This is a genomic window from Dinoroseobacter sp. S76, from assembly GCF_049801095.1.
GTDB lineage: Bacteria > Pseudomonadota > Alphaproteobacteria > Rhodobacterales > Rhodobacteraceae > Dinoroseobacter.
This window is the reverse complement of the sequence record NZ_JBNAGH010000001.1, coordinates 905,768-925,668: the sequence shown is the minus strand read 5'-3', so window position 1 is coordinate 925,668 and position 19,901 is coordinate 905,768. Positions and strand designations below refer to the sequence as shown.

The following is a 19,901-nucleotide window of genomic DNA, read 5'->3' as shown; positions in this document are numbered from 1 at the left end:
CTGCCTCAAATCACCGGGCAGTGTGGCCGCAAGATGAACTCAACCTGCGCGCGAGCAGCTGGCCCCGGCGGTTCCGCAGATCCCAAGCGCTCCAACAAGAGAGGCGTCCATGTCCGTGACCGATTCAATTCAAAATTCCGAAGATTTTTCTGCAAATTCAGAAGACTTGTCGGCGCATCTGTCGACCTGCACCTGCCCGGCCTGCATGGCGGATGATCGGTTCAAGGACGACGAGGAACGTTCCGGAACAGTGACGACAGGCGGTCTGAGCGCCTCTGCCGTGACCGCCACAATGCAGGAGATGGCCGACTTTCTGGAGCTGGGATATTGGGGCAACTCGACAGGTTTACGCCACAATGTCGGCTCAACCGGCCCGGATGCGAATAACGGTGTCCTCTATTACAACGTGACGGGCTATGGCCCGCTGACCTATGGCGGCGGCAGCGATCTGGATGGGGTCTCCGAAGAGCGCGCCGAGCTGATCCGCGATGTGTTCGACGTCTATGAGGCGGTGCTGGGCATCCAGTTCATCGAGACGACGAGCACCGATGACAGCGTTGTGGACTTCTTCTTTTCGGACAACCAAAGCGGCGCCTTTGCGGGGTCGACCCGCTATAGCGACGGGACGATCTACTACTCTTACATCAATATCGATGATAGCTGGTCGGGCGGCACCTCGACTTATGACGACTACACGCTGCAGACGATCTTCCACGAGATCGGGCACGCGCTGGGTCTCGGGCATCAGGGCCCCTATAACGGCAGCGCCAATTACGCGGATGACGCGATCTTCGAGCTCGACAGCTGGCAGGCGTCGATGATGTCCTATTTCTCGCAATCGGAGAACTCCGCGATCTCCGCGAGCTATGAGTTCCTGCAGACCCCCATGGCCGTGGATTGGCTGGCGCTCGACAGCATCTATGGTCAGCAGGGTTACGGGGTATCGAACGCGTTTACCGGCGACACGGTCTATGGCTTCAACACCAATATCTCCGCCAGTGAGAGCCAGATCTGGAACGAGTTTGCGGATTATGCGGATCGCACGGCCTCGACCATCGTGGATGGGGGCGGCATCGACACACTGGATTTCAGCGGCTACGGCGCAAACCAGAAGATTGACCTCACGGTCCAGACCGCGGATCAGACGGCGCAGAACACCTCGAATATCGGTGGGCGCACCGGCAACCTGACCCTGGCCGTGGGCACGGTGATCGAGAACGCCATTGGCGGGTCCGGCAATGACCTCTTCATCGGGAACGAGGCGGACAACGTCTTTCAGGGCGGGGCGGGCAATGACCTCTTTATCGGTCAGCTCGGGAATGACGTGTTCCACGGCGATGCTGGGTTCGACACGGTCGTCTACAACCTTGTCTTCAGCTCCTACAGCTTCTCCCTGATCGATGACGCGATCCAGGTGATCGGGGAAGGGATCGATTTTGTCTATGACACCATCGAGAGCTTCGAGTTTGTGGATATCAGCTACACCTTCTCGGATATCTTCAACCTCTTCGGCAATCAGGCTCCGCTCCCGGCTGATGACACGGCGCGTGTCGACGAGGATGCGCCGCTGGTGCTGGCGGTTCTGGGCAATGATGTGGATCCCGAGGGCGATGCCCTGACGATCACCGAGGTGGATGGTCAGGCAATCGCCAGCAATGGCACCGTTGATCTGGCCTCCGGCGCGTCGGTGACGCTGAATGCCGATGGCACGCTCAGCTATGTCCAGAACGGCGCCTTCGACGGGCTGAACGCCGGGGAGACCGGCAGCGAGAGCTTCACCTACACCGTCTCGGACGGAAATGGCGGCGCGGCGAGCGCCACCGTGTCGATCACCGTGGATGGGGTGGATGAGGACACCCCGATCGGGCAGAGCGGTACGGTCTCCGTCGCGCAAACCGGTTCGGACCAGTGGCACACGGTGACCTTTGATACGGCCATCGCCAATGCGGTGGTGGTCATGGGTCCGCTCTCTTCGAATGATGATGCCGCCGCGACGACCCGCGTGCGCAACGTGACGGAGACCGGGTTCGAGTTCCAGATCGACGAATGGAACTACCTCGACGGCGCCCATGGGCTGGAAAGTGTGAGCTGGCTCGCGGTGAGTGCGGGGTCCCATACGCTTGCCAGCGGACAGACCCTGGTGGCCGGCACGCAATCCGTGGGGACAAGCTTTACCGATGTGAGCTTTGGCCAAGGGCTTGGCGAGGCTGTGGTTCTGGCCGAGGTGACCTCGGTCAACGAAGCCGATGCGGTGACCACGCGGATCCGCAACGTGGATGCGAACGGCTTCGAAGTGCAGATCGAAGAGGAGGAGGCTCTGGGCGCCCATGGGGCCGAAACGGTGTCCTGGATCGCGCTCGAGACCGGGACCGCCCCGGGCCTTGATGTGGTGCGGACGGGGGATCAAGTCACCCACCGGCTCGACTCGTTCCAGTTCTCCACCGGGTTCGGCGCGGCGCCGGTGCTGCTGGCGGATATGCAGAGCGTGGATGGTGGTGACACGTCAACCCTGCGGTTGGATGCGCTCGATGCGGAGGGTGTCACACTTTATGTGGATGAAGAGCAATCGGGCGACACCGAAACCAATCACACCAGCGAGACCGCAGGCTTTGTGGCGTTGGAAGGCGGGCTGCTCTACGGCGTGGCCAGCGACAACACGGCCCCGACCCCGACCGATGACGCGGCCACGGTCGCAGAAGATGCGTTGCTGGTGCTGAATGTGCTGGGCAATGACAGTGACGCGGATGATGACCCGCTCATCATCACCGAGATCAACGGGCAGGCGATCGCGGTCGAGGAGACCGTGGCGCTCCAGTCCGGCGCATTCGTGACGCTGAACAGTGACGGCACTCTGAGCTATGCGCAGAACCGCGCCTTCGACAGCCTCGCGACCGGCGAGACCGCCAATGACAGCTTCACCTACACGGTCTCCGACTGGCAGGGCGGGTCTGCATCGGCCAATGTGGCCATCACCATCGATGGCGCGGATGAAACCGGGTCCGGCGGGGCCATCGGCCAGAGCGGCACGGTCACGGTGGAACAGACCGGTGGCGATCAGTGGCATACGGTGACCTTCGACACGGCGATCTCCAACGCGGTGGTGGTCATGGGCCCGATCTCTTTCAATGGCACTGATGCGGCGACAACCCGCGTGCGCAACGTCACGGAGACTGGGTTCGAGTTCCAGATCGACGAGTGGAGCTATCTCGACGGGACCCATATGGCCGAGACCGTCAGCTGGCTCGCCATCTCCGAAGGCTCGCACACGCTGGCCAATGGTCAGACCATCGTCGCGGGCACCCAAAGCGTCGGGACGGATTTCTCGGATGTGAGCTTTGGCGAAAGCCTGGGTGAGGCCGTTGTTCTGGCCGAGGTGACCTCGGTGAACGAGGCCGATGCTGTGACCACGCGGATCCGCAATGTGGATGCGACCGGCTTCGAGGTGCAGATCGAGGAGGAGGAGGCCCTCGGCGCCCACGCAAACGAGACCGTGTCCTGGATCGCCATGGAAACCGGGAGCCGCGCGGGCCTCGACGTCTTCCTGACGGGCGATCAGCTGGACGAGCGGGTCGACACTTTCGTCTTCAACACTGGGTTTGCGACCGCACCGGTCCTGCTCGCGGATATGCAGACAACCGATGGCAGCGACACCGCGACCGTGCGCCTGGCGGAAATCGACAATGCCAGCGTCTCCCTCTTTGTCGAAGAGGAGACATCCGGAGATTCCGAAACCCGCCATACCAACGAAGTCGCAGGCTACATCGCGATGAATGAAGGGCTGATCTACGACGACAGCTTCCTCGTCTAAAGATCCATCTGGAGAGGCTTTACCGAAAGGCTCTCCCCCTTCTTTGTTATCCGGGCGCGCCGGTTTCTGAGACGAAGATGCCTCGACCCCCAGGTTTGAGGGCGACGCGCGCCATTCTCGACTGCTACGCTTGCTGTGCTCTCTCTGTCCAAGACGGGAGCGTGCAAGTTGGGTCAAAGGGCGAGCCAGCGATGGAAGAGGGAAAGAAGGCCCGGTTTATCAAACTCCTTGAACAGGCGCCCGATCCTCAGCTCGGCGATAGTTCGGCCATGGGCACAATGTTCACCCGGGCGTTTCGCTATTGCGAGCCAATGCGCCTTGCGAGTGAGTCGGGCTGGTATATTTTCTCTCCCGTCGACATTGATCTGATTTTCGACGGAGCCGCCACATTTTGGAAACTGCCCGAGGATACCGCCTGGCAAAAGCTCCAGAGTCTGAAGGACGCCCATTTCAGATCTGATTTCGAGGCGGCGTGCCCGAGCCATCTCTCAGGAACCGCGCCAATTACCATCGGATCTTCCGCGGAACCGGGTGTCCTGCAGGTTTGGAGCGGCTATATCCTCGAAACCGCACCGGGCTATAGCGCGTTGGTGCGGGACCCACCCAATCTTCCCAAGCTTGAAAACTTTGAAAGCTATGAGGGCGTCATTCATTCTGACCTTTGGTTTGGGCCTCTGCTGACCAATATACGAATTACAAAAACAGACACGATTGTTTCCTTGCGTCGGAGCGCGCCGATCTTTTTTGTCCAGATGATGCGTACAGAGGATTGCAATCGCAAAATTCATCAGGATTATACTGTGGATATTGGTTTGGATAATTTTAGCAAATCTGATTGGGAAAGATATTCAAAGGTCATGGAAAAATCATTGAGCCAGAATTCGGAAAAGGGCACCTATGCCCGTGAGTACCGCCGTCTCAAACGCGGGAAACCCACTACGTGAGGTTATCTGGGTCCCAGAAAACCGCCCTCATCGCAAACTTCTCTTACATTCTTGATATTTCTGCATTTGCAGTGATTCTGCCGTTCCTTTCGGCGGAAATTCTGTCTGACCCGGGGCAGGGCCTGACGGCTTATTCTGTCTATGGTTTCAGTTTGTCAGCGACATTGATCCTGGGGGGCATCCTGACCGATCGCATGCCAGTTCGAATTCTGTTTATTGCCGGTGTTTTTCTGTATGCATTTGCAGCGTCTCTCATTGTTTTTGCCGAAAGCTTTTTAAGCCTGCTTGTTCTGCGTGGCGTGCAGGGGGTCGGAGCCGCCTTGTTCTCGCCATGCGTCCCTTTGATCATCTCAAGGAGCGGCGATGCGAATTCCGCGGAGAGCTTGACCATCTGGGGGTTCTGGAGCGGGATCGTTGCGGCAGCGTCTCCTGTCGTCTTTTCCACCCTCATCATCCTGTTTGAGTGGCGCGTCGCGTGGTTGATCGTGCCGTTCATCGCATTCGTCGCGATCCTCAACGCCTCCAAGATCGATGAGTCCTTCCGCCTCGGGCAACGTCACAGGCCCAGTGCGAACCGCGTCACAAGCAATCTGATGTTCGCCTATGTTTTCATATCATATGGGATAACAACTTGGTTTATATACGCCTTTCCGCTCCATGCGGAGGAGCTGTTCGGGTTGAGCCCCTTGGCTATAGGGGTCTATTCCACACTTCTTTGGGGCGTGTTCGCGACCGTCTGCTGGTTCATGAGGTCGCTTGAGAATGACAGCGCCCTCTTCGCGTCTCTCAGGGTTAGCGCGCTGCTGCTGATCGCTGCGGCCGTTACTTTCAACCTGTCACCGCTCAGCGTGGTTTTGGCAGGTGCCGCGATGGCCTTGGCGAATATGCCGACCACAGAGTTGATCCTGCGCGACACGCAGTCCAAGGAATATGGGTTGGTGGCTAGTCTCGATATCACATGTGCTCGATTGGGTGGGGCGCTGTCCGTGATCGTGATCCCAAAGGACGCGCCTGTGTTGATCATCTCGACCGGGTTTCTTGCTGCTCTCTTGTTGGGTTTTTGTAGTGTCGCGCAAAGAAACTCTCAGAACGTACCCAGTTCTTAGAATTCAATAATTTCAAATGAAAAACCAGTTGGCAGCGCGCGCATCATTCGCGCGCTGCCTTCTTCAACCGATGATCTCAGGCGGCCTTACGATTGGCGATAGGCGCATCCTCAACCACGAAAGCGGGGGAGCGGTTTGCGAGAGGGGCGTCCTCAATGACAAATGCCTGAGTACGATTTGCGACGGGTGCATCCTCAACAGAGAATGAGTCCGTACGGTTCGCCACGGGTGCGTCTTCAGTCACAAAATCTGTCATTTTTATTCCCTAGCTGCATTTTCATTTTGGGTTCATTCCCAAGAAAAGAATAGCGGATTTTTCCGATTCGAGGAACCTGCCGTTTTAAACCAAAGTGCGTCCCGAGGTTCGATTCCAATTTGATGGCGAAATCATGCCTATAGTGGAAATTCCGCCCCCGCACTCAAAGGCGGATTTGCGGCAATTAAAAACGACCTCGCAACCCTGGGGTGTAATTCGCATGAAAAGCCTGCGACTCATCGATGGGGTCTATTCATCATTTGCCTAACCCCCGCTTTTGTGCAAAAAATATACGTGAAAACTTACGTTTAAGGGGATGAGAGGGGCGGTGCAGGGGACCGAGCCGGACGTTCTTGTTGTACACCTGACGGGGCCTTTTCGCGTTCTTCTCGCATCCGGAGAAGATGTCACACCGGAGAGCAAGCTGCGCTGTGCGCTTCTCGCTGTTCTCGCCGCCTCCCCCGACAAGACGGTTGCCCGCGCGCGCTTGCAGGAGATGTTCTGGGGAAACTCGGACAGCAAGAGAGCCTCGGGAAGCCTCAGATCCGCTGCGTTTCAGTTGCGGCGCGACTTCCAGAAGGCGGGTGACGATGTCATCCAATCTCACCGAAACCATATCTCTCTCGCGCCGGATCGGTGGCGGGTCGAGCGGTCATCGGATGCGGAGTTGTTCCTTGAGGGAATGGATCTGGATGTCGAGGGGGCGGAATCCTTTGAGGATTGGTTGCGTGAGCAGCGCGTCTCCGAGGAGCCCGAGGAGCCCCCGGAAGAGCCGCTGATCGTTGCGCGGGCCGCACCTTCCCCTGGGTTTCGCAGCAATATCATGGAGCAGAACGCCCTCGGTATCCTGCCGACGGAGATCCGGGCGCTCGACCCAAGGGCAGAGACCTATGCCAATCTCGCGGTGGAGTCGCTGCTGCAGAACCTGTCGATCCTTTCGCCCGTGGCCATCTTCGATTTGCGCGGGGTGACGCTTGAAGGGGGCGGGTTGCCGTCTTCGTCCACCACATCCCGAACGCTTCTCCTGAAGTCCGTTGTGTACCAACAGGATAAGGAGTTCTTCATCTGGTTGGAGCTGGTCGCGCCGCGCAGTGGTCGCAAGGTGAAGTCCTTCCAGCCCGTGCTTTTGGGCGATGTCTCGATGGAGACGGGGATGCTCAGCGCGGCGGAGAAGATCCTTGATGAATTCGTGGCCTCCCTGAAGCCGGATCTCAGCGCGGAACTGGCCCCCTGGGCGGTGCTCTCTTCGCTCTTCTCGCTGGATGCGGATGCGGTGACCTCCACAGAGGCGGAGGTTGATCGCCTCCTCCTGCAGGGGGGATCGCCGTCACTGCGATGCGTGAAGGTGTTCATCCAAATCTTCAAGGAAAATGAGGGGGTCGCGGATGCCCGTGCCTATGAGCCCGGGGATCTGATCCTCGAGCTGTCCCGGGTGCCGCTGAACGACCCGCTCCGGCCCCTCTGCGAGAGCCTGATCGGGTACTCGGCGCATATGCTGTGTTCCGACAATCAGCTCGGCACCATGCTGCTTGAGAAGGCCAAGCTGCGGGCGCCCAACCTGGCGATCAACCTGGATCATCTGGCGGTGCTGCACCTGTCCCAGGGCAATCTGTCGGCGGCCAAGGATGCCTATACCCGCTGCACCAAGCTCAGCGCCCAAAGCTCCTGGCGGTACAGCTATGACATCACCGGCGCGATGATTGCCATGGCGAGCGGTGATTTCCGCTCGGCCCTGCGTCTCGCCAATTCGTCCTTGATCAAGAAGCCCCGTTTCGTGGGCGCATTGCGCTACGCCATGATCGGGTTTGCCATGACCGAAAGCGCCGAGAATGCCCGGCTCATGAAACAGGGCATTTTCAAACTTCGGCCCAGTTACAATCTCGAAGGATGGGTGGAAGGCCTGCTCAAACGCAGCGATCCGGTCTTCGCCAATAACGTTTCAATAACGCTCCACAAGCATAGCTTGATTTAGACTCCATCAGGAAGGGTATTAGATGGCAGACGGGAATTGGGTTTCAGCCGAATTGCGAAAAGCGCGCCTTGTGGTGCGCAACGATCAGATTTCATCCGAACCAATCGAGCCGGCCGCGCCGCCGAACATGTTCGGGTCCGGTGGGTCTGGCGGGGACCTCGACGCTCTGCAACAGCAGGTGATGGCCCAGGTTCTCAACGACATTCCGTCGCTTGGGGACAGTCAGGGCAGCCGTGCAAGCGCCATGCGGGACGCAGCGGCCCATGAGAACCCTCAAAAGATTTTCGATGCCTTCACCAAGGCGCTTTCGGGTGCCAGCACCGGATCGGCAACTGCCAGTGCGGCACGGGCGAGCGCGCAGGGCGGGCGCCTGCACAAGGGCGTGGCTTTGCACAAAGGCCTCCACAAGGGGTTGCACAAAGGGCTGCACAAGGGCCTGCACAAACGCTCCGGGATCTCGTCGCCCACGACCTCGGCCTATGGTGCGCCGTCCCTGGAATGGCCGCAGATCTTGCCGCCCTGGGTCGAGCTCGGCCGTCTCTATGATCTGCGCGATGAGTTCCGCTGGCACAAATTCGACGAGGACGGGTTTCTCGACAAACCCCGCTCGCCCGAGGACCAGTATCGCGAAACACTCGATGTCCTGAAAAAGCAGGAGATCCTGCGGCAAGGCAAAAACGGCTGGCGGCGCGCGCGCATCCAGCAGGAGGCGACCAACGATATCAGCGCCTATATGACGCCTCTTGGCACCGATGTCTCGGCGCCGAGCTCCGAGACGGCGGTTCTGTTCCAGATGGTCCTCTGGCTCGGGAATGTCATTGGGCTCTTCTACAAGGAACGCTTTGCGGCGCAGCGGCCCCATGTCACCAACCCGCATATCGAGCCCTATCTGCCGGTGCCGGCCTTCTACAGCTATCCGTCGAACCATTCCTTCCAGTCCTACCTGATCGCCGAGATCTTCGCCCGCGCGGTGCCGGAGCATTCCGGGATCCTCGCCCTCTACAGAGCGGCCGGGCAGGTTGCGTTGAACCGGGAATATGCCGGGCTTCACATTCGGTCCGAGACCAAGTCCGGCCAGAAGCTCGCGCGCCTGTGTGCTCCGGTGATGGAGCGCGCCCTGGAAGAACAGATCCTGCGCGTGCGCAGCGAATGGTATTGAAGGAAGTCCTGATGTCGAATGATAACAATTCAGCCCTCCGCGCCGAAGCTGTCGCAAATGGCCCTCAGGGACGTCATCTGCGACCGGAATTCGAAGCCTGCTGGCATCTGAAGGATCTGGGCGTGGTTTCGAGCCTTGAGTCCTTTGAGTCCGAGGCCTGGGATCTGGCGGAAAGCAAGATCAACGGGGGCGCGAAGTCGCCACTCGTGGTGGTCATGGACACGCCCCTCGATGCGGGGCATCCGAACCTCGCGCGGAATATCGACAAGGCCCTCATGCGGGATTTCTCGGTGCTTTATGAAGGGGTCTTCCCCACGCCCAGCTTCGATCTGAGCCTGCAGGATTTCCAGAAGCGTCTGGCGCTGGTCAAGGTGCTGCCGGATCCGGTGCCGCACAACCTGACCGAGGCCGAGATCAAGGCCCTGCCCAATTCCGAGTGGGGCAAGATGCACCCGGAGATCTCTGGCGATATCCTTCGGGACCTCAAGGATGCGAGCTTCGGCCGCCCCGGGGGCGATCCTCAGGAGGAGCCGAGCCTCGCCGCGAAACGGCGCAATTTCGCGAAATATGTGCCCGGGGCCCATGGCACCGCGGTGGCCGGGATCATCGCGAGCATTCCGGCGGAGATGCCGGTGCAGAGCGCTGTGTCCTTCGGGGAGACCATCAAACCCTCCGAGACGGTTGCGGTGCAGCTGGCCTATGCGGGCATCAACCCCTTCGCAAGGATCGTGCCGATCAGCCTGACGGCGGCGCCTTATCCGGACATGGTGCTGGGCGCTCTGAACTACATCTCTGCCCTGAAACCGGATGTCATCGTAGTTGCCGCCGCCTGGGCCGATGGCCGGGATCTGGCGCCGCAACATGATCCGGATGATCCGACCTGGACCCTGGAGCAGAACGAGGATGACGTTGATTTCTCCAACGATCCGGCTTTGCAGGTGGATTCCGACATCTGGGAAGAGGTCGCGCAAAAACTGAAGGACCTCAGCAAGGTCTCGACGGTGGTGTGCGCAGCGGGGAACGTGGATGCCGAACAGCTTGTCTTCCCGGCCCGTCTTTGTGCCGAAGATGACAACAACATCTGGGCCGTGACCGCCTGTGACGAAGTGGGAGAGGAGCTCAGCTATTCACCGCCGCTCAACAAGGAATGGCGCATGATCAAGACGATCAGCACCCAATTGCCGCGCAGCGACCGGGGTGAAACGGTGATCGACAATTTTGCCTATGAGCTGGCCGAGTTGCGCAAGGAGCCCTCGGGCTACAAGACGGTGACGCCGCGGGACCTGATCACTTTGGATCCGCGCGGGCGTCAGGGCTACAACCCGAGCAGCATGCCGAGCCTGTCCGGAGCCGAGGATGAACCTCTGCTCGAGATCGGATCGCTTTTCTCGCGGTTCTCCGGTACTTCTGCGGCCACTGCGGTCGCGGGCGGCTTGTTGAGCCTCGCGAAGATGCTCCATGGCAATGCAAACACCAAAGGTGCAGTGGACCCGGATGTGCTGTTCGACCTCAAACAGGCGATGAAGTTCTACTAGGACCAGCAACTGAGGGGCGGTCATCCGTCCGAGAATTGTGGGCGCGACGCAGGGACGTCGCGCCTTCTTCACGTCCGGCCTAGCGCGGACGCTCAATGCTCCATTCAGCGTCGCGATCGAGCAGCGTCTCGATCTCGTTCATCGTCGCGGGGGGCAGCGGGCCGTCGTCGAGCGCCCGGGCGATCTCGGTGATCTGAGCTTCCGTGCGTGCGCCCGGAATGGGGATATTCGTCGGGTTCCTGGCCCAGATCCACGCCAGCGCCCCCTGAACGAGGGAGCGTCCTTCCGTGGTCAGCAGATCCCGGATCGCCTCCAGCCGCCGCAGGAAGTCCGGGTTCGCCTTGCCGTCCTTGAAGTATTCCATCCAAGTTGCCCCGGAGGCGCGGATATCGTCCTTGGCGAGCCGCTCCGTCGCCCCGTATTTCCCGCTCAGCACCCCCATCGCCAGCGGCGACCGCAGGAGTGTCGTGAGGCCATGGCTGCGCGCCGTCTCCTGAATTTGCCTTGCGTCGAAGAAGACATTCATGGCGTGCTCGATGGCCACAAAGCCGTCCCGCTCGGCCATGGCGACCGCGCGATCCGAGTAGTCCGTGCTCCAGCCAAAGGCGCGGATCTTGCCGGCTTGGCGCGCGGCCTCCATCGCGTCGAAGAGGGGGGCGGCATCGGCGATAGGGGTTTCGTTCGGGTGCAGCAGGAGGAGGTCAATCCGGTCGCGGTTCAGGCGCCGCAGGCATCCTTCGATCGCAGGGAGGACATCCGCGGGCTGTGGCGGGGCGAAGGAGAGCTGCTTGCGCGCCTCGTCGATCCCGATGCCGATCTTGGTGACGATCAGCGCGTCGGGCCGGTCCGCGAGGGCTTGAGCCAGCAAGCGCTCGGAATGCCCCGCGCCATAGGCGGCGGCCGTGTCAAACAGGGTGATCCCACCGTCCAGTGCGGCATGGATCGTGCGGATCGACATGCTGTCCTCCGCATTGCTGTAGCCAAGGGATTGATCGCCCGAGAACATCGGGCCGCCAATGGGCCAGCAGCCCATGCCGAGCGGGGCGATTTCGTGGTCGAGAAACTGCATCTGCGTGCTCCGTTGCGAGATGCGTTCAGGCTAGGACAAGCTTGGGCTGTCAATCCACGGAACAAACTGTACCTTTCATTTCATGAATGAAACGACTTTCGACTGGGATGACTTACGGTTGTTCCTCGCCGTGGCGCGGGGGAAGGGGCTGGCCCCTGCGACCGAAACCACCGGCAAGAGCGCGCCAACTCTGGGGCGGCGGATGCTCGCGCTGGAAAGACGGCTGGGGCAGGAGCTGTTTCACCGGATGCCGCGGGGCTATGCGCTGACGGAGGAGGGGCAGGCGTTCTTTGAGAAACTCTGCGGGCTGGAGACGGATCTTCTCCCGCTGGTGGAGACTGCCGATCCCGCGCGCCCGCTGATCAAGATCTCCGCCGGGAGCTGGGTCACGGCCCTTCTCTGCCGCCGGGTGCCGGAGCTTCTGGGGCAAAGCGGGGCGCAGCTGCGCTTCATCGCGGCGGAAGAGGTACTGAGCATTTCTCGGCGCGAGACCCTGATCGGGGTGCGCAACCAACCGCCGGAGGATGTGTCCCTCGCCGGGCGTAAGATCGGTCGGATCGCGTTTGCGGCCTACGCGATGGACCCTGCGGACCGGCCATGGATCCGTGTGATGGGCGCGACGCCCTCGTCCCGCTGGGTTGCGGCAGAGGCGGGGGGAAGCGAAGGAATTGAGGTCACCCATCCGCGCAATGCGCTCGATCTGGCCCTTGCGGGGGCCGGGCGGGCGGTCCTGCCATGCTTTGTCGGCGACCGGGAGGCCGGGCTGATGCGGGTCTCCGCAGAGATCGAGGATCTGGCCCATGACCAATGGCTGGTCATGCATCAGGATGATCGCCACATCCCCGCAGTTCGCGCGGTGATCGAGCGCCTCGTCACCATACTGAAAGACAATTGCAGCGGAGCGTGACGCGCCGATTACATGTAATCGGCGCTGACCCGCAGGGGGCCGAGCCAACCGCGCCACTCCGAGCGACGCTTAGGAAACCGGGCCATGCGTAGGCGCTCTTAGCTCGCCAGAAGTTTGGCGAGCTTCGTTGACCCGGATTGCAGAACGGGCAGGAAGGCTAGAAGCCCCGACAGGTCATGGCGCTGCACCGGGGCGTGCACCGCCAGCGAGGCCACGAGGCGGCGCTGCGTGTCGAGAATAGGCACCGCAACCGCCGCCATTCCGGTCATGAACTCCTCGTCATCCGTGGAAAAGCCGTTCCGCGCGATGGTCGTCAATTCCTCGCGCAGGTCTTCGGGCTCGGTCAGGGTCTGCTCGGTGCTGGCCGGCAGGCTGCCGGCGGCGAGAAACCCGTCCAGGGTCTTGCGCCGCAGCGTAGAGAGGTAGAGCTTGCCGCTTGCCGTGCAGTGAAACGGCACTTGCGTCCCCACGGCCAGTTGGATCCGCAGGGGCCATTTCGTCTCGACCCGGTCGAGATAGATCATCCCCTCCCGGTCCGGGATCGCCAGATTGCAGGTCTCGCCAATCTCTTCGGCCACGCTGCGCAGGATCGCCAGACGGGCGGTGCGCAGATGCTCGGAAGACATGGTGTTGACGGATAAGAGCCGGAGCCGTGGCCCCGGCCCATAGGACCGCCCGTCAAGATCGCGCTGCACGAAACCCTCGGCCTCGGCGGTTTGCAACAGACGGTGCACCGTGGGCTTCGCGAGCCCCAAGGTCTCGATCAGATCAGACGGTTTGAGGGGCACGCCGCGGCGCGCCACCTCCTCAAGGATCAGAAGTAACCGCAGGTTCGTGGGAATCTGGGCGTCTTTCTCATGTGTTACCGTCTCATCCATGCCGCTAAGGGTTACTTATTCGGCAGCAGTATCAAGGCTAAATCGGGGACCAGCGACACCAGGAACCACACCGAGATCAGTGCCACAAGATAAGGCACCGTGTAGCGCAGAAGCCGGAAATAGGGCACGCCCGTGACCCCTGAGGCCACATAAAGGTTGAGCCCATATGGCGGGGTGATGAACCCGATCGAAGCCCCCACGAGGAAGATCACTGCAAAGTGGATCGGGTCCACCCCGACACTCGCCGCAATCGGTGCGAGGATCGGCGCAAGGATGATCGTCACCGGCAGGCTCTCAAGAACCATGCCCGAGAAGAACACGATGATCATCGCCGTAAAGAGCACCGCGTGGTAGCCGCCCATGGAGGTCACGAAGTCCCCGATCACCTGCTGCGCACCGAGGAGCGAGAGGATCTGCTGCATCACCACCGAGATGGCGATGAGCGGCGCGAGGATGCCCGTAATCTCAGCCGAGCGCATGGTGATCCCGGGGATCTGGCGCAGGGTGAAGCCCTCGACGACCAGCATCTCGCCATAGCTCTTCTCTTCCCAGGTCTTGTCCGAACGCAGGCTCAGCACCTTGGTCAGAAGCCAGGATACAAGCCCCGCGATGATGCAGAAGCCCACGGTCACGCCCGCCGCCTCGGTGGGGGAGAACTTGCCCGTATAGATCCCCCAAAGCACGAGGCCGATGGCGAAGAAGCCGAGCCAGGCCCCGAAGGCGGTCTTGAGCACCCGGTTGAGCTGCAGCGGGATCAGATAGCCCCAGCCATTGATCCGGCAGATGATCCAGCAGGCGAGCTGCATGCCGACCACCATCAGCGTGCCGGGAATGATGCCCGCCACAAAGAGGTCCGAAATCGGCAGGTTCATCAGGAAGCCATAGACGATGAAGATGATCGAGGGCGGGATGATGATCCCGACCGTGCCGCCGGCAGCTGCGGTGGCCGCCGAGAAGCGCTCATCATAGCCGCCCTTGACCATCTCGGGATGGAGCATGGAGCCGATGGTTGCCGTGGTGGCCGAGTTCGAGCCCGAGATCGCCGCGAAGAGACCACAGGCCCCGAGCGACGCCATGGCGAGACCGCCACGCAGCCAGCCGAGACAGGCATAGGCGAAATCCGAGAGCCGTCGCGCGATGCCTGATTTGTTGATCAGGTCCCCGGTCAGGATGAAGAGGGGCATTGCGAGAAGGGCAAAGCCCTTGTTGAAGACGTTGAGGATCTCGGCGCCCATATTGTCGAGCGTCAGGCCCAGCACGAAAGAGCAGCCGACGACCCAGTAGGCGATGACCAGAAAGACCGGCACGCCCAGCATGAAGAGGAAGGTGACCCCGACCGAGATCAGTGTGACAAGAGTTCCGTCAGCCATCAGACATCTCCCCCGATCACGGCCTGCTTGATCAGCGGCTCACCGCTGCGCAGGTTCTTGGTGTCATCCTGGATGTTCTCGATCGCCCGCGCGGCCATCAGGGTCGCGGCAATCGGCGCCGAGAGCAGGAACCACCACTGCATGGTGTTGTCCGTGCCCAGCACGATCTGGAAGTTCGACGCCGAGAGCGCGACGACCCGCAGTGTTGTCACCAGCAGGATCAGCGCAAAGCCGAACCACAGGGCGAAATCGAGGCAGAGGCAGGCATATTGCGCCTTGCGCGGCATGACGGTCCGGAATTCAGAGAAGCTCAGATGGGTCCTCAGGCGAATGTTATAGGCCCCGCCGAAGAGCGCCATGATCATGAAGAGGAACGGGGGGATGGTCGTCGACCAGGGCTGCTGGTTCGAAAAGATGAAGCGGTCGATCACGCCCCAAAAGATGATGCCCGCAGTCGCGAGATAGCAGGTCACCATGACCGTCCGCTCGAAATACCGCTCGACGATCGGGACATGGTGGTAAATCCAGGCCAGAACCAAGCCCGACACGACCAGAAACGCCGCCCCGAAAATGTAGACTGTGTTGGGGGTCAGTGCCTGGCGGATCGTCCAGGAATCCTGACTGCCTAGGGCGCTGATCAATGCACCCAAATCGGACCAGATCTCCATCGGTCCCTCCGCCCTATACTCCGCACCGCGGGTTAGGCCCTGTGGGGTGTCGTGTGGTCGACCGGCCCCGCTCTGGGGCCGGCCACCGTAGTCTAGGGCGTGAGCCTTAGCCTTTCCACCACCGGCGGGGCTCAACATTCTCAGCGAGGGTATGCGGGTTGTTGCGCACCTCGTTGTAGATGTCCTGGTAGGTGTCGATGCCACCGGCCCAGTTGTTGATCCGCTCGCGCCACTGCTCCCAGAGCTGCGGCTGGAACTCGGGCGAGCACATCTCTTCGGCCTTCTTGATTTCGGCGTCAGAGAGCTTGGCCACCCGCACGTTGTTCTCGGCAAAGATCGTGCCCGGCATGGGCGGATCGGTGAAGCCGACGGTGTTGACCAGTGCGGCTTCGTTGGCCGCCTGCACATGCACCTGCGTGAGATACGAGGATTCCATCACCGCATCCTGCAGCTCGCCGCTCAGCCCGTCGAAGGCCTTGGACGTCATGGCCGTATGCTCGGTCCCGCAGAAGAAGCGCAGGTCCACACACTGGCTGACCACAGGCGACATGTTGGCGTAGGCCACGGCCGAAGCCCATGTCTCGGCGCCATCGATCAGGCCCTGCTTCAGGCCGTCGAGGGTCTCTTCCCAGGCCACCGGCACCGGGTTCAGGCCAAGCGCCTGCATGGCGATCCGGCCCAGCTGCGTGCCCGTCACCCGGTTCTTGGTGCCGTTCAGTTGGTCGATGCTGGTGACGGTGTCCTTGTCCTGCCAGCTGAGACCCAGCTGGATGCCGCGCAGTTCCGCATGGGTGAAGAGGAACTTCAGGCCGTGCCGCTTCTCGAACGGATCCCGCAGGATGCGCTGCGATTCGGGCGAGTACATGAAGTAGTACTGGTCCGCGCGCGAGCGGAACATGTAGGCATAGTCCAGCACGTTCAGATAGGGCGCGCCGCCTGCGGAGTTCTGGGTCGAGGCCGCATAGAGGTCGATGATGCCCTGCTGCGCCTTCTCCACACAGGAGAGCTGACCGCAGATCTGGTTGTTGCCGATGAACTCGATGCGAATCTCGCCATCGGTCCGCTCTTCAAGATCGCGGGCAAATTCCAGGCAGCCCGCGCGCTCGATCAACAGGTTTTGGGGGTTGAAACCGGCGGCGCCGAACTTCAACGTGTGCTTGGCTTCCTTGGAGAAGCGTTTGTTATAGGTGGACTCAGCGGCTTTCGCGAGATTGCCTGCGGTCATGGCCCCGCCAAAGGCGCCCGCCGCGAGCAGGGTCGAGCTCATGCCATAAGTCCCTGCGATCCTGAAGAAATCTCGACGCGAGACTCCCTTGATCCGATCATATACTCCCATTGCTTTCCTCCCGTTTTGCAATTTTTGAGACCTTTTGTATCAAAAAATGCTAGTTTAGTAATCGCAATTTGCATAGAGTTTTTTTCACGGACGACGGGAGGGGACGTGAAATGGAGGTCGATTATGCCATTGTGGGGGCCGGTTCTGCAGGCTGTGTGCTTGCCAATCGCCTGAGTGCAGACCCGAAAAACAGGGTCGCTGTGCTTGAGGCGGGCGGGCCGGATACGAACCCCTGGATCCATATCCCCGTTGGCTACTTCAAGACCATGCACAACCCCAAGGTGGACTGGTGCTACCGGACGGAGCCCGATCCGGGCCTGAACGGACGCTCCATCGACTGGCCCCGGGGCAAGGTTCTGGGCGGGTCTTCCTCGCTCAACGGGCTGCTCTATGTGCGCGGCCAGAAAGAGGATTACGATCGCTGGCGTCAAATGGGCAATGCAGGCTGGGGCTGGGATGATGTCCTGCCGCTCTTCCGCCGGAGCGAGGATCAGGAGCGCGGCGAGGACGCCTATCACGGCACGGGTGGGCCGCTCTCGGTCTCGAATATGCGGATCCAGCGCCCGATTTGCGATGCCTGGGTCGCCGCCGCGCAAGAGGCGGGATACCCGTTCAATCCGGACTACAATGGCGCCACGCAGGAGGGGGTCGGGTACTTCCAGCTCACCACCCGGGACGGGCGGCGCTGCAGCTCGGCGGTGGCCTATCTCAAGCCCGCGAAGAAGCGCGCGAATCTCAACATCATCACCAATGCGCTGGTGACGCGAATCGTGCTGGACGGCAAGAAGGCGACCGGGCTGCGCTATCGCGACAAGTCCGGGACCGAGCAGACCCTGATCGTAAAGCGCGACATCATTCTGAGCGGTGGGGCAATCAACTCGCCGCAGATGCTGATGCTGTCGGGGATCGGCGATCCGGACCACCTGAAGGAAAACGGGATCGAGCCGGTGCACAGCCTGCCTGGCGTGGGGCAGGGCCTGCAGGACCACCTGCAAGCGCGGCTGGTCTATAAGTGCAATGAGCCGACCCTGAATGACGAGGTGCGCAGTCTTTTCAATCAGGCGCGGATCGCCCTGAAATACGCGATGTTCCGGGCGGGGCCGATGACCATGGCCGCGAGCCTTGCGACCGGCTTCATCAAGACACGGCCCGAGGTTGAGACCCCGGACATCCAGTTCCACGTGCAGCCCTGGTCGGCAGACAGCCCGGGCGAAGGGGTGCATCCCTTCTCGGCCTTCACCATGTCGGTCTGTCAGCTCCGGCCCGAAAGCCGCGGCAGCCTACGCCTGAACGGGCCGGATCCGTCAAGCTATGTCAAGATCCACCCGAACTATCTGTCGACCGAGACCGACTGCCAGACGATCGTCGCCGGGGTGAATGTGGCCCGCAAGATCGCGCAGCATGCGCCGCTGGCCTCGAAAATCTCGGAAGAGTTCCGGCCCACCGCAGACCTGTCTCAGGATGACTATGACGGCACGCTGGATTGGGCGCGGTCGAACTCGGTATCGATCTATCACCCCACGGGCACCTGCGCGATGGGCTCCGGGGAAGGGGCCGTGGTCGGGGCGGACCTGCGGGTCCACGGGATCGGCAATCTGCGGGTCGCCGATTGCTCGATCATGCCGGAGATTGTCAGCGGGAACACGAATGCCCCCGCCATCATGATCGGTGAAAAGGCCAGCGATCTGGTGCTGAGCGACGCCTGAGGGCGTCGCCCGGCGGGCTTAGCTGTAGCCGTGCAGCTCGAAGGTTTCGGGATAGCCGAAGAGCGCAGCACTACCGCCCGTGTGCAGGAAGACGACATTGTCGAGACCCGCGAAGTAGCCCTTCTTGATCTGGTCGATCAGCCCGTCGAGCCCCTTGCCGGAATAGACCGGATCAAAGAGCAGGCCTTCGGTCCGCGCCAAAAGCTTCACCGCTTCGATCATACCCTCCGTCGGCAGGCCATAGCCCGGCCCCACATAGTCGCAATTGGCGCGCACCTGATCCCGCGCGATCTCGAGCCCGGTGCCGAGGTGATCCGCGGTCTTGCAGGCCAGATCATAGACCATCTGTTCCTGCTTTTCTTGCGGCGCGCGCACACCAATCCCTAGAAGGTGCACGTCGCTCTGAAGCGCCGCGAGACCCGTGACCAGCCCGGCCTGGGTGCCTGAGCTGCCCGTGGCATGGACCAGTGCATCGATCGACAGGCCAATCTCGGCGGCCTGATCGGCCATCTCGCGCACGCAGTTCACATAGCCGAGCGCGCCGATCTGGTTCGAGCCACCGCCGGGGATGATATAGGGCGACTTGCCCTCGGCCCGCAGGGTCTCGGCCAGCGTTTCCATCTCGGCATTCATATCCGCGCCGCCCGCGCGCTTGGAGACGCTCGCCCCATGCAGCCGGTCCAGCAGGACATTGCCGTTCAGGATATAGGCCGGATCATTCGAGCCCGTCCGATCCTCCAGCAGGATGTGGCAGTCGAGGCCCAGCTTGGCCGAGGCCGCCGCCGTCTGGCGCGCGTGGTTTGACTGGGTCGCGCCTTGGGTGATGATCGTATCCGCGCCTTTGGCCTGCGCATCCGCCATCAGGTATTCCAGCTTGCGGGTCTTGTTGCCGCCCGAGGACAGGCCGGTGCAATCATCCCGCTTCACCCAGAGCCGCGGCCCACCCAGAAGCTCGCTCAGCCGGTCCATGGGCTCCAGCGCCGTGGGCAGATGCCCGAAGCGGATGCGCGGGAAGGTGGCGAGGGTCGTGGCCAGCTCCTTGCGCAGGGTTGCCTGAAAATCCGTGTCCTCTTGGGGTGCTGCTGTCGTCATGGTCTTTGCCTTTTGGGTCCTGTTGGCCCAAGCATACATTTGGCTGGCGCGCTTGAAGAGTGCTATCTTCGCAGTCCAGTCAAAGCGATTGTATG

General features: G+C 61.3%; 14 protein-coding genes. 8 read left to right on the top strand and 6 right to left on the bottom strand.

All coding sequences use genetic code 11. From position 1 onward, the window contains the following. The first annotated feature begins 166 nt into the window (after nucleotides 1–166). From ACP153_RS04500 to ACP153_RS04475, 6 genes are all read left to right on the top strand, one after another. Nucleotides 167–3,808 carry an Ig-like domain-containing protein gene (locus ACP153_RS04500; RefSeq protein WP_424969770.1) on the top strand — a complete coding sequence of 1,214 codons (3,642 nt, stop codon included), beginning with the start codon at nucleotides 167–169 and terminating at the stop codon, nucleotides 3,806–3,808. 191 nt (nucleotides 3,809–3,999) lie between these two features. Next, a complete protein-coding gene (locus ACP153_RS04495) occupies nucleotides 4,000–4,752 on the top strand; it encodes a DUF6065 family protein (protein ID WP_424969769.1) in 753 nt (250 codons plus the stop codon). Continuing rightward, nucleotides 4,749–5,858, top strand: coding sequence for an MFS transporter (locus tag ACP153_RS04490; protein WP_424969768.1), 1,110 nt, complete (start codon nucleotides 4,749–4,751; stop codon nucleotides 5,856–5,858). Before ACP153_RS04495 ends, ACP153_RS04490 begins: the two co-directional genes overlap by 4 nt. 752 nt (nucleotides 5,859–6,610) lie before the next feature. Further along, nucleotides 6,611–8,086 (top strand): hypothetical protein, encoded by a 1,476-nt coding sequence (locus ACP153_RS04485; RefSeq protein ID WP_424969767.1) that lies wholly within the window; start codon nucleotides 6,611–6,613, stop codon nucleotides 8,084–8,086. A 22-nt stretch (nucleotides 8,087–8,108) separates the two neighbouring features. After that, on the top strand, nucleotides 8,109–9,245 hold the full coding sequence (locus tag ACP153_RS04480) for a phosphatase PAP2 family protein (RefSeq protein ID WP_424969766.1): 1,137 nt from the start codon (nucleotides 8,109–8,111) through the stop codon (nucleotides 9,243–9,245). An 11-nt stretch (nucleotides 9,246–9,256) separates the two neighbouring features. Further along, complete coding sequence (locus ACP153_RS04475) at nucleotides 9,257–10,780, top strand: S8 family serine peptidase (protein ID WP_424969765.1); 1,524 nt, start codon at nucleotides 9,257–9,259, stop codon at nucleotides 10,778–10,780. A 79-nt stretch (nucleotides 10,781–10,859) separates the two neighbouring features. On the opposite strand, the gene ACP153_RS04470 is transcribed toward ACP153_RS04475, so the two are convergent. Next, complete coding sequence (locus ACP153_RS04470) at nucleotides 10,860–11,849, bottom strand: aldo/keto reductase (RefSeq protein WP_424969764.1); 990 nt, start codon at nucleotides 11,847–11,849, stop codon at nucleotides 10,860–10,862. An 82-nt stretch (nucleotides 11,850–11,931) separates the two neighbouring features. Here ACP153_RS04470 and ACP153_RS04465 point away from each other — a divergent pair, with 82 nt between their 5' ends. Further along, a complete protein-coding gene (locus tag ACP153_RS04465; RefSeq protein WP_424969763.1) occupies nucleotides 11,932–12,756 on the top strand; it encodes a LysR family transcriptional regulator in 825 nt (274 codons plus the stop codon). A gap of 98 nt (nucleotides 12,757–12,854) precedes the next feature. Here the strand turns inward: ACP153_RS04465 and ACP153_RS04460 are convergent, their stop codons facing one another. The 4 genes from ACP153_RS04460 to ACP153_RS04445 all read right to left on the bottom strand — a co-directional run bounded on the left by ACP153_RS04460 (nucleotide 12,855) and on the right by ACP153_RS04445 (nucleotide 17,008). Further along, complete coding sequence (locus ACP153_RS04460) at nucleotides 12,855–13,634, bottom strand: IclR family transcriptional regulator (protein ID WP_424969762.1); 780 nt, start codon at nucleotides 13,632–13,634, stop codon at nucleotides 12,855–12,857. Nucleotides 13,635–13,645: 11 nt separating this feature from the next. Next, on the bottom strand, nucleotides 13,646–15,004 hold the full coding sequence (locus tag ACP153_RS04455) for a TRAP transporter large permease (RefSeq protein WP_424969761.1): 1,359 nt from the start codon (nucleotides 15,002–15,004) through the stop codon (nucleotides 13,646–13,648). Beyond that, entirely contained in the window at nucleotides 15,004–15,672 is a 669-nt protein-coding gene (locus ACP153_RS04450; RefSeq protein WP_424969760.1) for a TRAP transporter small permease, read from the bottom strand. Before ACP153_RS04450 ends, ACP153_RS04455 begins: the two co-directional genes overlap by 1 nt. Before the next feature lie 106 nt (nucleotides 15,673–15,778). Beyond that, nucleotides 15,779–17,008, bottom strand: a complete 1,230-nt coding sequence (locus tag ACP153_RS04445) for a TRAP transporter substrate-binding protein (RefSeq protein WP_424969759.1) — start codon at nucleotides 17,006–17,008, stop codon at nucleotides 15,779–15,781. 110 nt (nucleotides 17,009–17,118) lie between these two features. Here ACP153_RS04445 and ACP153_RS04440 point away from each other — a divergent pair, with 110 nt between their 5' ends. Continuing rightward, complete coding sequence (locus tag ACP153_RS04440; protein WP_424969758.1) at nucleotides 17,119–18,714, top strand: GMC family oxidoreductase; 1,596 nt, start codon at nucleotides 17,119–17,121, stop codon at nucleotides 18,712–18,714. A gap of 18 nt (nucleotides 18,715–18,732) precedes the next feature. Here ACP153_RS04440 and ACP153_RS04435 read toward each other — a convergent pair whose 3' ends face one another. After that, nucleotides 18,733–19,806, bottom strand: coding sequence for a D-cysteine desulfhydrase (locus ACP153_RS04435; RefSeq protein ID WP_424969757.1), 1,074 nt, complete (start codon nucleotides 19,804–19,806; stop codon nucleotides 18,733–18,735). Nucleotides 19,807–19,901 lie beyond the last annotated feature (95 nt).